Genomic DNA, 12,856 nt, shown 5'->3' with positions numbered 1-12,856 from the left:
GCGTCATGTTGGTTAGTTGCCATCTTCGCTTACCCAGTTCCTCACGACCTGCGCCACTTGCCTGGAGTTTTCGCCGACCAGGCGGCGAGCCTGGCCGATGCGTTGTTCGTACTCGAGCGCGGGCGTGGCACCGGCAAGCCGCGCCGGTTGGCCATCGGCCTCCGGCTCATCGGCCACGCGTACCGAAATCTGCGGCCTCGGCGCGGGCAGCGCCTTGGCATTGGATGTGCCGCGCGTCACGCCGCGCAGCAGCGGGCGCAGCAGGCCGAACGCCACCAGCAAGGCGATCAGCACGCCGATGCCCTGCTTGATCAGATCCATCGCGCCGGGGCGCTCCCACAGCGGCGGCTCGGGCAGCGCCTCGGGCGCCACCGGGCGCTGGAACGGCTGGTTCACCACGCTCACGCTGTCGCCGCGCGCGGCGTCGAAGCCCACCGCGTTCTTGGTCAGTTCGGTCAGCCGCTCCAGTTCCTGCGCGGTGAACGGCACGCCGGCGGGAGCCGCACCGGCGGCGCTGCCGGCGGTGGCCGGCCCCTTGTCGGCGAGCTTGTTGTCCAGCACCACGGCCACGGTGAGCCGGGCCAGTCGTCCGGCCGGGTCGCTGATGTGGCTGATGGTGCGATCGAGTTCGAAGTTGCGCGTGGCGCTGCTGGACACGTCGCCGCTGGCCACCGTGGCGCTGGATGCGGCGGCGGACGGGTTCGCCTTGCCGGCATCGGGGTTGGCCGCGGTGGGCTGCGCCACCAGGCTGGGCGGCTGGTTGCTCAGTGCGCCGGGGATGCCGCCGCCCGCGGCACCGCCGCCGCGCCGCTCGCTGCTGGTCTGCTCGCTGCGCAGCGCCGGGTGATCGTGGCCGTAGGTTTCGGTGGCCTTTTCCGACTGGCTGAAATCGAGATCCGCATACACCTGCGCGCGCACGCGGCCGGGGCCGACCAGCGGGGTGAGCAGCTCCTCGATGCGCTGCGCGTAGGTGTTCTCGATGCGCGTGGCCATGCGCAGGCGATCGTCGCCGACGGCGGCCGGGCTGCTCGGATCGGTGGTCAGCAACTGGCCCTGCTGATCGACCACCGACACCTCCCGCGCGTCGAGCCCGGGCACGCTGGAGGCGACCAGGTGCACGATCGCGGCGACCTGGCCGGCATCGAGCTGGCGGCCGGGATAGAGCGTGACCAGCACCGAGGCGCTGGCTTCGCGGTTGTCGCGGATGAACGCCGACGGCTTGGCCATCGCCAGGTGCACGCGCGCGGCGCGCACCGACTGCAGGCCGCCGATGGTGGCGCTGAGATCGCTCTCCAGCATCTGCTGGTAGCGGGTGCGTTCGGCCAGGTCGCTCATGCCGAACGGCGAATCGGACGCCGGCATCACGCTGCTGGTGGCGCTGCCGCGCGGCAGGCCCTTGCTGGCCAGCTTCAGGCGCAGGCCGGCCAGGTCGGCGGCCGGTGCCATGATCGAGGAGCCGTCCGCACTCAACTGGAACGGCGTGTTGCCCGCCTGCAGCTCCTGCGCCACCGCGGCGGCGTCCTTCTGGTCGAGCCCGGCATACAGCAGGCCGTAGTTCGGCCCGCGCGACCACAGCACCACCGCCACGCCCAGCGCCACCGCCGCAGCGATCGCCACCAGCAGCAGCATCTGGCGCGCGGCCGGGCTGCGGGCGATCTGCTTGAAGGGGTCCGGTCGCGCCGCGTCGTTGTCGCGGGCTGCGATGGCGTTGTCGGCCATGGTGTTGCTCGTGTGGGGTAAGCGGGGTCAGCGAGGCGCCGGGATCAGACCGGCATGTTCATGATTTCCTTGTACGCATCGACCATCTTGTTGCGCACCTCGACCATCGTGCGCAGCGACAGATCGGCCTTCTGCACCGCGATCATGGTGCGGCCCAGGTCCGCGCCCGGATCGCCGCGCTCGAAGCTGGCGGCCATGCGGCCCGCTTCCATCTGGTTGCGTCCGACCGCCGACACCGACTCCTTCAGCAGCGTCGAGAAATCGGCCTGCCCCGCCACCGGCGCGGCCTTGGCCACCGCCTGCGGCGCGCGCACCTGCGCCGTCATCTGGCGCATCTGGGACAGCAGGTTGTTGACGTCGATTGTGCTCATCGCGGTGCGTCCTCATGACGTATTCCCGACGCGTGGCGGGGTTTCGAGGGGGTGGTTGCAGGAGGCGTGCCAGTGGGGGTGGGAATAGGGAATAGGGAATCGCAAGTGCAAAAGCTGCTGCGTCCGCCTTCGAGTTTTCCTATTCCCTATTCCCTATTCCCTATTCCCTATTCCCTATTCCCTGTTCCCTGCCCTAGGCGGCCAGGCTGCTCTGCAGCCCGTACTTGCGCAGTTTTTCGACCAGGGTGGTGCGTTGCATGTGAAGCAGGCGGGCGGCGTGGGCGACGACGCCGCCAGTGGCGTCCAGTGCCTGGCGGATCAGGCCGACTTCGATGTCGGCCAGGTGATCCTTCAGGTCGAGGCCTTCTTCCGGCAGCAGGCGTTCGGATTCGCCGGCCGGTTGCAGCGCAATGCCGGCGATCGCGTGCTCTTCGCTCATCATCGCCAGCGCCGTGGCGCCGTGTTCGTCGCCGACCAGCGGGGCGCCGCGGTATTTCGCCGGCAGGTCGCTGCTGCGCACTTCGCCGTGCGGGAACAGGATCGCCATGCGCTCGACCAGGTTGGACAGCTCGCGCACGTTGCCCGGCCACGGGTAGGCGCGCAGCGACTGCATCGCGCCGCTGCTGAAGCGCACCACGCCAAGGCCACGGCGGGTGCCGCGCAGGTTGAATTCGGCGATCAGCGCGGGCAGGTCGTCCAGCCGCTCGCGCAGCGAGGGCAGCTCCAGCGGGAACACGCTGAGCCGGTAATAGAGATCCTCGCGGAAGCGGTCCTCGGCGATCGCCTGCTCCAGGTTGCGGTGGGTGGCGGCGATGATGCGCACGTCGCAGTGCAACGTCTTGTTGCCGCCGACGCGCTCGTAGGCGCGCTCCTGCAGCACGCGCAGCAGCTTCACCTGCATCGGCAGGCTCATGTCGCCGATCTCGTCGAGGAACAGGGTGCCGCCCTCGGCCATCTCGAAGCGGCCCTTGCGCGCACTGATCGCGCCGGTGAAGGCGCCCTTCTCGTGGCCGAACAGCTCGCTTTCCAGCAGCTCGGGCGGGATCGCGCCGCAGTTGATCGCCACGAACGGCTTGCCGCGGCGCGGGGAATGTTCATGGATCGCGCGGGCGACCATCTCCTTGCCGGTGCCCGATTCGCCCAGCACCAGCACGTTGGAATCGAACGGCGCGACCTGGCGGATCAGGCCATTGACGCGCACCATCGGCGCGGAGTCGCCGACAAAACGCAGCCCGCCGGAGCGGCCGCCGAGCAATCGCGCGTACACGTTGCGCATCGCCTCGGTGAGCTTCTCGTAGCTGAGCGGGAACGACAGCGTGGCCACGCGGCCGGCGAACGGCGACTTGGCCGCACCCAGGCGCTGCGCCCAGGGCGAATCCTCGGCCAGCAACACGGGGATGTGGGCGGCGCTGGCGCCGAGCAGGGCAAACTGCCGCTCGGCCTCGGCCACGTCGTCGATGCCGCCGACGTAGACCGCGCGCCACGCATGGGAAGATTCGTCGGTGTGCACGCATTGCGCGCCGTGCTGCGGGTGGTAACCAAGGAAGTGGAGCGCCGACATCACCGCATTGACTCGCGCCGCATCGGATTCAATCACCAGAAAATCGAACTGCTGCATCTCTCTCTCCGTACTGCATCGTTGGCTGACCAACTTCCGGCATAGCCATTTTTCGTCACCGCCAGCGATTCGTCGCCGGGCTGATGAACCGGTTGCAACAAGGAGGCCAGTTTCCGGCGCGCTCGTGCCGACAAAATGACGCACGCCGGAAGCCGGCGGCGTGAAAATTCCTCTGCACGGTCGAGCTGAGTGCCGTAACTCACTGACGCGACACGGAACGCCGAAAACGTTTCCATAACCGGGCGTTATCCAGCACCAACATTTGTGCTGGCCCCGCTGCGAGTGCTGTAGGAGATTTCCGACACACGAGCTTGCCGATCTGCGAACTGGGTCACATGAGTCGACGGCGGCGTCGCTGGCACGACCGGTCGCCGGGCCCGGGTTCACCCGGGCAGTTGGCGCGCTTCTGCCACTTTGCGTCGGTGATGGCGAAAAACGAGGCGCTCAATTGCGTCACCCAGCGCCTCGTTCACCGTGGGAAAACGCACGAAGGTTCGACCATCGTCTAATGGCATTTCGCGCAGCGCGGGCAGCTCCAGCGGCAGGCTGCGGCAGTGGTCGAAACGCAGGCTGAGCAGCACCGCGTCGCCGGGCAACGGCAGCTCCGCGCCGAGCACCGCGCCGCGCGCGTTGAAGCGCACCAAGTGCCGTGCCGGCAGGGTGTCTGCCGGCACCAGCAGGCGATCGACGATCTCCACCAGCGCGGTGAGCTTGGCATCCATGCGGCGGATTTCCAGCATCAGCGGATTGTCGTCGTCGGCCGACTCCACGCGGCGCTCTTCCAGGGCGGCGATGGCAGCGAGGGCATTGCCGTTGCTTTCGGCCAGGGCCTGCGCCCGGGCCTGCGGCAGCGGCCAGACCAGCGGCTCCACCGCCACGTGCAGCAGCTCCTCGATGCTCACCCGCTGCTCGAACTCGTTCCATCCGGAGTTACCCATCATGCAGCCCTCCCCGTCGGCCGAAGTCGCCGTTCCCGCTCCATCTTAGGGCAACGCCGACCCGGTATCGCCGGCGTCATCACCTCGTCATTCCGGTCGAGGCCCACCCGTGCACGCCGACGCGCATCCGCAGGAGCGCGCCCTGTGCGCGATGCCTTCGCCGGCTTGACGAAAGGCATCGCGCACAGGGTGCGCTCCTGCAAATGCGGGGGTTCAGGGCTGCGCGTACGCCGCGATGGCGCGGGCGCGGCCGCGCTCCTGCTGCCACTGGCGGGCGACCGCGTCGCGCGCCTGGCCCAGCAGGGCCTGCAACTGGCGGTCGTAGGCGAGGATCTGGCCCAGCTGGGCCTGGCTGACCACGTCGCTGCCGTGCTGGCGATGCACCAGCGGCGCACGTGCCTCTTCCAGCTGCAGCAGCTGCTGCCAGTCTTCCTGGCGGGCGGCGGCAAGCATCGCGCGGGTGATGACCAGCGCGCTGGTCAGCGCCGAGGTGGCGGCAGCGGGCGACGGCGACACTTACGCGCCCGCCACGCGGCCGGCCGGGGCCGGGGCGATCTGCACCCAGCTGTCGCGCACCTGCTGCATCAGGCGGCTGACCTCGTCGATGATGCCGGCGTCGTCGCGCAGGTTGGCCTGCAGCAGGCGGCGGCTCATGTACTCGTAGAGCGAGTCGAGGCGGTCGACCAGGGTCGGGTCGGCCTTGCGGTCGAGCGCATCGCGCAGGCCGCCGATGATCTCGATGCAGCGGCTGATGGTTTCGCCCTTGGGCCCGGTCTCGCCGCGCATCATGTGCGCGCGGGCCTTCACCAGGCGCTCCAGCGCGCCATCCATCAGCAGCGTGATCAGGCCATGTGGGTCGGCCGACTCCACGCCGCCGTGCGAACGAACCTGCTGATAGGCGCCTGCGCCGTAACCGAATCCCATGATCGTCTCCTGGCCCCTTGGGGCGAACTGCCTACTTCTTGTTGGTGTTGTTCAGCGCGTCGAACTGCTGCTGCAGATAGCTGCTGGTGCTGTTGAGCTTGCTCATCAGCGTGTCCAGCGCGGTGAACTGCGCCTGGTAGCGCGCGGTGAGGTCGGCCATGCGGCTGTCCAGCGTGGCCTGCTGGTCTTTCAGGCTCTTCAGCTGCTGGCTGATGCTGTCGGTGCGGCCGGCCAGGGTGCCGCTGCTGCCGACCCACTGGTCGAGCTGGCTGTTGATCTGCGCGGCCAGGCCTGTATCGCCGCCGAACAGCTGGCCCGCGAGCTTGCCGCCATCGCTCATCGCCTGGGTCAGCTTGTCGTTGTCCAGCTTCAGCGTGCCGTCCACTTGCAGCGAAATGCCCAGCGCGGCCAAGGAGGTGCCGTTGGCGCTGCCGCCAATCAGCCGCGACAACGTGCTGTTGATGCCGTTGATGGTGGCGTCGCCGATCATCGCGCCGGCGGTGCCGCTGGTGGCGTCGTACTTGGTCAGGTTCTGGTAGATCCCCACGAAGCTGTTGTAGGTGTTGACCAGGTTGCTCAGCGCACCGCTGCCCTTGCTGGGGTCGTTGGCCACGGTCAGCGTGCTCTCGCCCACCTTGACCAGGTTGAGCGTGAGGCCGTCGATGGCGCTGCTGATGCTGTTGCCGGCGCTGTGGCCGGCCAGGCCGTCGATGCTGTACTGCGCGTCCTGTGCGGCGGTGATGACGGTGAGCGCGTTGCCGCTGGCGGCGGCCGCGTCGTAGTTGAGCGCGGCCAGGTTGCCGTCGCCGCCACTGCTGCTGACGACAAAGCCGTTCGCCGCGCCGGTGCGGGTGCCACTGAGCACCAGGTGGGCACCGTCGGTGCCGGTGACGATGGTGGCGCTGACGCCGGGGTTGTCGCTGGCCTTGTTGATGGCGTCGCGAACCTGGGCCAGCGAGTTGTTGCTGTCGTCCAGCTGCAGATTCATCGACTGCCCGTCGACCGTGAAGGTCAAGGTGCCGGTGCCGAGCTTGGCACTGCTGTCGGCGTACGCGCCGGAGGTGGCCTTCAGCGAGGTGGCCAGCTGGGTCACCTCCACCTTGTAGCTGCCGCCGACCGGGTTGCCTGAGGCGCTGGCGCCGAGCACATCGGTGTCGCCGCTGGTCACCGTGCGCGCGTTGAAGGCGCTGCCGTCGGTGATCGAGGCCATGGCCGACTGCAGAGCGGAGAGCGCGGCACCGATCTGGCCCAGGCTGGACAACTGGGTGTTGGCCAGGGCGGCCTGGTTGGTGATCTGGTTCTGCTGCGGCGCCTTTTTGGCGGCCACCAGCTTGTCGACCAACGTGGCGACATCCAGGCCGGAACCCACGCCCATGGAGGTAAGCAAACCCGTGGTGGGTGTGGTGGAGCCTACCGTGATAGCCATGGACGTCGATTCCTGTAATGAGGGAAACGGCCGCGGGCTGTCCGCGGCCGTTCCGGGTCAAGCAGTTACTGCAGGAGCTTCAACACGCTCTGCGTGGTGGCGTTGGCCTGCGCCAGCACCGAGACGCCGGCCTGCTGCAGGATGTTGGCGCTGGACATGTTCGCGGTCTCCGCGGCGAAGTCGGCATCCTGGATCTGGCTGCGCGACGCGCTCAGGTTCTGCGAGATGGTCTGCAGGTTGGCGATGGTCGAGGTGAAGCGGTTCTGCACCGCGCCCAGGTCGCTGCGCATGGAGCTGATGGTGGTCAGCGCCGAGTCGATGCGGCTGATGGTGGCGTTGGCACCGGCCACCGACCTCACGTCGGCGCTGGCCAGGTCACCGCCGATGCCGTTCGTGGCGCTGAACCCGAGGACGCCGGTACCCTTGGCGCCGCCGACCGTGAGCGCTTCCTGCGAGGCCAGGTGCAGCACACCCGTCTTTGCGTCGGCGTAGGCCGACACGCCGGCGATGCCCTTGGCGTTGATCGCGGCCGCCAGATCGCTGGCCGTGTTGAACGTGCCGCTGAAGGTCGTCACGGCACCCGAGCCCGCCTGCAGCGAGAAGTCGCTGCCGTCGTCGGCCAGCACCAGCGGGATTGCATCGCCAACGGCCACGCCGGTGACACCGGCGGTGGAGGCGGCGCCTTGCGTCGCCGTGCCACTGAAATTACTGAGCGCCATGGCACTGGTGCTGGCCGTATTCTGGGTGATCGTCAGGCCCGTGGTGCCGTTTGCAGTAACCGTGTACTTGCCGGCGGTGGCACCACTATCCAGCGACGCATTCACCGAGGCCGCCATGGCAGCCATGTTGGCGGAGCCAGCGGCCACGCTGACGGCGACGCCATCAAACGTGAAGCCCGCGGCCAGCGTGGCATCGGCGATTGCAACGTTGGCAACACCGGTGACTGCCGTCACTGCCGATGCGGCGGTGAACACACCCGTCGCGCTCGACGCGGAGGCGATCTGACCCACCTGCGCCGCACCCGCACCCTTGCTCAGGTTGACCGAAATCGTCTCGCCGACGTTGGCGCCGATCTGGAACGCGGCGGAACCGAAGCTGCCGTCCAGCACGTGGCGGCCGTTGAAGGTGGTCTGCTGCGAGATGCGGGTGATCTCGGCCAGGCGCTGCTGCACTTCGGCATCGAGCGCGGCGCGATCGGAGTCGGAGTTGGTGGCGTTGGCGGACTGCACGGCCAGCGTACGGATGCGCTGCATGTTGTTGGTCACCTCGTTCAGCGCCGACTCGGTGGTCTGCGCCAGCGAGATGCCGTCGTTGGCATTGCTGACGGCCTGGTTCAGGCCGTTGATCTGGGTGGTGAAGCGGGTCGAGATGGCGAGGCCGGCGGCATCGTCCTTGGCGCTGTTGATGCGCATGCCCGAGGACAGGCGCTCGATCGCGGTGCTCAGTTTGCTCTGCGAGGCAGCCAGGTTTTTCTGGGCATTCAGCGAGCTGATGTTGGTGTTGACGCTCATGACCATGGGAATTCTCCGAATCGAGTTGGTATGCCGACAGTGGTCGGCTCAGACAATCCGGCGGGGATTCACCATTGAATGCATCCGCCTTGTGTACTGTTTCGACCCGTCACACCAAAACTTGAGCCTTGTCAACGCAAATAGTCGAACAATTTTGAACCCTGGATTTTCGTGAACGTCTGCTGCGCGGCCTGCAGCGCAGTGGTCTGCGCACCGAGCTGGCTGATCGCGTCGTAGTAGTTCAGATCCTGCACATCGGACAACGCCGTCTTGTACTGCAAGGTGAGGTCGTCGTTGAGCGCGCCCTGCTGGGTCAGCGCGTTCATGCGCGCACCCACCATGCCGCGCGTGCGCGTGATCGAGTCCAGCGCCTGGTCGAGATTGGCGAACTGGGTGTTGATCGCGTTCTGCATGTGCGCGTCGCCACCGTTGGGCGTGCGCAGCGTGCTGATGATGTTGTCCAGCGTGGTGAACACGTCCTGCTTGCCCGAGGCGCCCAGCGCAAACGTGTCGCCGGCCGCGGGCGTGCCGCTGAACGCGACCTGCGCACCGCGGAAGGTGACGCTGCCGCCCTTGGCCGGATCGTAGCTGCCGCTGTCGAGCACGGCGCCGCCGGCATCGCGCACTTCGTACGCGTCGGCGGCGGTGAACACGATGCTGTACGCACCGCCGTCCCATGCCGACGGACTGGCCGACGGATCGCTGACGCTGCTGGCGCCGGCGACCATCGAGCCGGTGTTGGCCGCCGCGGCGCTGACCGCGAAGGTGCCGTTGCCGGTGGGGATGTCCATGAACACCGCGCTGCCGGCATCCCCGGTGGCCACCTGCAGGCCGGGGCCGGCGGCGACCATGCGCTGGCCGGCGTCGCCCAGGTAGCTGACCGAGTCGCCCGAGACAAACGGCTGCGTGCCGGTGCGGTTGCCGGCGAAGATGTATTCGCCCTGGCCGTCGGTGCTGTTGGCCTGGCCCAGCAACTGCGCGCGCAGTTGCGACAGCTCGGCGGCGATGTCGCCACGGCTGCCGTCGGTCTGGCTGCCGTTGGCCGCCTGCAGCAGCAGGGTGCGCACGCGCTGCAGCACGTTGCCGGTGTTGGACAGGGTCTGGTCTTCCAGGCCCAGCCGCGCGTTCGCCGAGGTGATGTTGCGCTGGTACTGCGCCGAGTCGGCGATCAGGTGCGACATGTCCAGCGCGCGCGCCGCGCCGACCGGATCGTCGGACGGCTGGTTGATCCGCTTGCCGGTGCTGAGCTGCGTGTTGAGATCGGACAGGTCGCTCTGCCGGCTCATCATGCTGCCGACGGACTGCTGCTGGATCCAGCTGGTGGAGACGCGCATGGTTAACTCCGCACCGCGCCGAGCAGCGCGTTGAAAATGCTGTTGGCCGTGCTGATGACCTGGGCCGAGGCCTGGTACGCCTGCTGGTAACGCACCAGGTTGGCGGCCTCCTCGTCCAGGTTCACGCCGGAGACGCTCTGCTGCGCGCCCATCGCCTGGTTGTAGACCGCGGTCTGCGTGGTCAGCTCGTCCTTGGCCAGCGCGCCGGCGCTGCCGACCTGACCGACCAGCTGGCTGTAGGCGCGACCGGTGCTGGTGACGCCGCCGTCGAGCACGCCGAGATTGGCGACCTTGCCCAGCATCAGCGCGTTGGCGTTGTCGCCCTGCGCGTTGCTGTTGGCCTTGAGGCTGAAGCTGTCGCCGGCCTGCGGCGCGCCATCGAGCTGCATGCTCCAGCCGTTGTGCACGATCGGCTGGCCGGCGGTGAAGGTCTGCGCCGGGCCACCGTCGATGCTGTAGCTGGTGGCCGAGCTGAACACGATCGAGGAGGCGTTGAACAGCGCCGGGTCGCTGCCGTCGGCGATGCTCGCTCGTGCCGTGGTGCTGCTCGCGTTGGCATTGCCGGCGGCGACCACGAACGGGGCGGCCGCGGCGATCTTGTCGGGCTGGTCGACGACCACGCCGAAGCTGGCCGCGGCATCGCGGCTGGGCTGCACGCGGAAGCTGTCGCCGGCACTGGCGCTGCCGCCGACCACCAGGCTCAGGCCCGCGGCCGTGAACGGGTCCGTGCTGGTGCCGCTGCCGCCGAGCGTCACGGCATTGCCGCTGGTGTCGCGCATGCTCCAGGCCGTGCCGTCGAAACTCAGCACGTACTCCTTGGCCGGCAGCGCGCCGAGGTCGGTGATGCTGGCCGCGACGGTGCCGCTGCCGGCATTGGTCGAGGCCCCCTGCACCGTCGGTCCGGAGGCGCTGAAGAACTGGCCGCCGACGTCGCCGTGCAGATCCACGCCCTGCGCATGCTGCGCGTTGAACGCGCTGGCCATCGCCTGCGCCGCGCGGCCGAGCTGGATCTGCGCCGGGTCGAGCACGTTGCTGCGGAAATCCAGCAGCGCGCCGAGCGCGCCGCCGCCGATGCGGCCGCTGATCACGTTGCCGCCGTCGGCGCCCACCACCTCCACGCGGGTGGCGTCGTAGACATTGGCGGCGGTGCCCAGCGCGTGCGACTCGGTGCCGGTGACCAGGGCCTGGCCGTTGCCGGCGAACACGCTGATGGTGTTGTCGTTCTGCGGCACCACGCTGATGCCCACCTCGCCGGCCAGCTTCTTGACCAGCGCGTCGCGCTGGTCGAGCAGGTCGGCCGGCGGCATGCCTTCGGTGGAGGAGAACGAGCGGATCTTCTCGTTGAGCTTGGCGATCGACTGCGTGTCGACGTTGATCGCGTCCACGGTGTCGCGGATCTGCTGCTGGATCTGCCCGGAGAGCTGGCTGAACTGGCCGGACAGCGCGCGGAAGGTGGTCGCCAGCCCACCGGCGCGGGCCAGCAGCACCTGGCGCGAGGCGGCGTCGGAGGGCGCGTTGGCCATGTCCTGCACCGCGCCGTAGAAACCGTCCAGCGACGTCTGCAAGTTGCTGCTGCCGGCCAGCTGGTTGTTGAGCTGGGCGGTCAGGCCCGCCATCGTGCTGGCACGACCCTGGCCCGAGCTGGCCGACCACAGCGAGGCGTTGAGGAATTCGCTGTAGGCACGCTGCACCGCCACCGTATTGACGCCGGTGCCGACGTAGTAGCCCGCCTGGCCCTCGGGCAGGCGCGCGCCGAACGACACCACCTGGCGGCTGTAGCCGTCGGTGTTCACGTTGGCCACGTTGTGGCTGACCGTGCTGAGCCCGATCTGCGAGGCGAGCAGCCCGGACACGCCGGTCGAAAGCATGTCAGCCATGGAACATCCTCGACGCATGGCACACCGCCCGGATCGCGCGGTGCGTGGAAACGTTAACGGCCGGAGGGGGGATCACTTGAATGCCTCCGGCTGCTGCAGCGCCGCCAGCGCCTCGCGCATCTGCGCGCTGTTGGCGATCGCCGTGATCTTGGCCACGTATGCAGGGTCCGTCGCATACCCGCCATGCACCAACCCGCGCGCGAACGCGGCGATGTTCTCGCCCTGCCCCAGCGCCTGCTGGTAACGCGGGCTGTCGGCAATCAACTGCGCGTAGTCGGCGAACGAATCGGCCGGCGAATCGTAGGCGCGGAACGCGTCGCGCCGGCGCACCGCCACGCCGTTCTCGTACTCCAGCGTGGGCACGCTGACCTTGTCGCCATCCCAGCTGCTGCCGGCCTTGATGCCGAACAGGTTGAAACTGCTGCTGCCGTCGCTGCCCTTGGGCAGGTGCTTGCCCCAGCCGGTTTCCAGCGCAGCCTGCGCCAGCAGCGCGCGCACGGAAACGCCCAGCTTCTTCGCCGCCTCGGCGGCATGCGGCGCCAGGGCGCGCACGAAGTTCACCGGGTCGCCGCCGGGAAGCCAGTGGGCGGCGGTGTCGGCCACGTCCATCGCGCCGCGGGTCATGCGGTCGACCACGTGCTGCCACGGCGAGTCGTTGTCGGCGGTCGACGGCATGCCGATCGCGCTGGCTGCGTCGTCGCCGGCAACGGGCTCGTTGCCCAGCTGCAGCAGCGCGCGCACGTGCGCGTTGCGCACATCGGCGACCGGCACCGCAAAAGGCTGCCGGGGCGCCGCGGCCGCAGCCGCCTCGCCCTTGCCGCCAAGCTGGCGCACCAGCATCTTCGCGATGCCCAGGCCGTTCTTGCCGTTGGCCAGGCTCAGCGAGAGCTGCTGGTCGAACAACTGGCGATAGGAGTCGACCTGCTCGCTGCCGGCGAGGTCGCTGCCCATGCCGGCGTTCGCCTCGCGCATGGACTTGAGCATCATCTGGGTGAAGATCGCCTCGAACTGCTTCGCCACCGCCGGCAGCGCGCTCTTGCCGCCGTCGCTGCGCGCCTGCGCACGCAGTTGCTGGAAGCCGGACAGTTCGGTCCAGGTGTCCAGCGCGGGGGAAGCGGGATTCAGCGGCGTCATGGCA

Annotated in this window: 11 protein-coding genes; all 11 read right to left on the bottom strand. The window is 68.6% G+C overall.

Features of this window, described 5'->3' with window-relative positions; translation table 11 throughout:
- Positions 1-12 precede the first annotated feature (12 nt).
- Positions 13-1,719 (bottom strand): flagellar basal-body MS-ring/collar protein FliF, encoded by a 1,707-nt coding sequence (gene fliF / locus ACVCMC_RS00680; protein WP_395119819.1) that lies wholly within the window; start codon positions 1,717-1,719, stop codon positions 13-15.
- Between the two features lie 44 nt (positions 1,720-1,763).
- Positions 1,764-2,090 carry a flagellar hook-basal body complex protein FliE gene (gene fliE, locus ACVCMC_RS00675; protein ID WP_447098333.1) on the bottom strand — a complete coding sequence of 109 codons (327 nt, stop codon included), beginning with the start codon at positions 2,088-2,090 and terminating at the stop codon, positions 1,764-1,766.
- A gap of 193 nt (positions 2,091-2,283) precedes the next feature.
- Positions 2,284-3,708: a sigma-54 dependent transcriptional regulator gene (locus ACVCMC_RS00670; RefSeq protein WP_447098332.1), complete on the bottom strand. Its 1,425-nt coding sequence runs from the start codon at positions 3,706-3,708 to the stop codon at positions 2,284-2,286.
- Positions 3,709-4,091: 383 nt separating this feature from the next.
- Entirely contained in the window at positions 4,092-4,649 is a 558-nt protein-coding gene (locus tag ACVCMC_RS00665; protein ID WP_447098331.1) for a PilZ domain-containing protein, read from the bottom strand.
- Positions 4,650-4,859: 210 nt separating this feature from the next.
- Positions 4,860-5,162: a flagellar protein FliT gene (locus tag ACVCMC_RS00660; protein ID WP_447098330.1), complete on the bottom strand. Its 303-nt coding sequence runs from the start codon at positions 5,160-5,162 to the stop codon at positions 4,860-4,862.
- A complete protein-coding gene (gene fliS, locus ACVCMC_RS00655) occupies positions 5,163-5,570 on the bottom strand; it encodes a flagellar export chaperone FliS (protein ID WP_447098329.1) in 408 nt (135 codons plus the stop codon).
- 31 nt (positions 5,571-5,601) lie between these two features.
- A complete protein-coding gene (fliD, locus tag ACVCMC_RS00650; RefSeq protein ID WP_447098328.1) occupies positions 5,602-6,996 on the bottom strand; it encodes a flagellar filament capping protein FliD in 1,395 nt (464 codons plus the stop codon).
- Between the two features lie 65 nt (positions 6,997-7,061).
- Positions 7,062-8,507, bottom strand: a complete 1,446-nt coding sequence (locus ACVCMC_RS00645) for a flagellin N-terminal helical domain-containing protein (protein ID WP_447098327.1) — start codon at positions 8,505-8,507, stop codon at positions 7,062-7,064.
- A 131-nt stretch (positions 8,508-8,638) separates the two neighbouring features.
- Positions 8,639-9,841 carry a flagellar hook-associated protein FlgL gene (gene flgL, locus ACVCMC_RS00640; protein WP_447098326.1) on the bottom strand — a complete coding sequence of 401 codons (1,203 nt, stop codon included), beginning with the start codon at positions 9,839-9,841 and terminating at the stop codon, positions 8,639-8,641.
- A 2-nt stretch (positions 9,842-9,843) separates the two neighbouring features.
- Positions 9,844-11,718 (bottom strand): flagellar hook-associated protein FlgK, encoded by a 1,875-nt coding sequence (gene flgK, locus ACVCMC_RS00635; RefSeq protein ID WP_447098325.1) that lies wholly within the window; start codon positions 11,716-11,718, stop codon positions 9,844-9,846.
- A gap of 72 nt (positions 11,719-11,790) precedes the next feature.
- Complete coding sequence (gene flgJ, locus ACVCMC_RS00630) at positions 11,791-12,852, bottom strand: flagellar assembly peptidoglycan hydrolase FlgJ (protein WP_395119829.1); 1,062 nt, start codon at positions 12,850-12,852, stop codon at positions 11,791-11,793.
- Between the last annotated feature and the right edge of the window lie 4 nt (positions 12,853-12,856).

This window comes from Rhodanobacter sp. UC4452_H20 (assembly GCF_052978205.1).
Note: the sequence above shows the minus strand (reverse complement) of the source record. Positions and strands in the feature narration are given on the sequence as shown.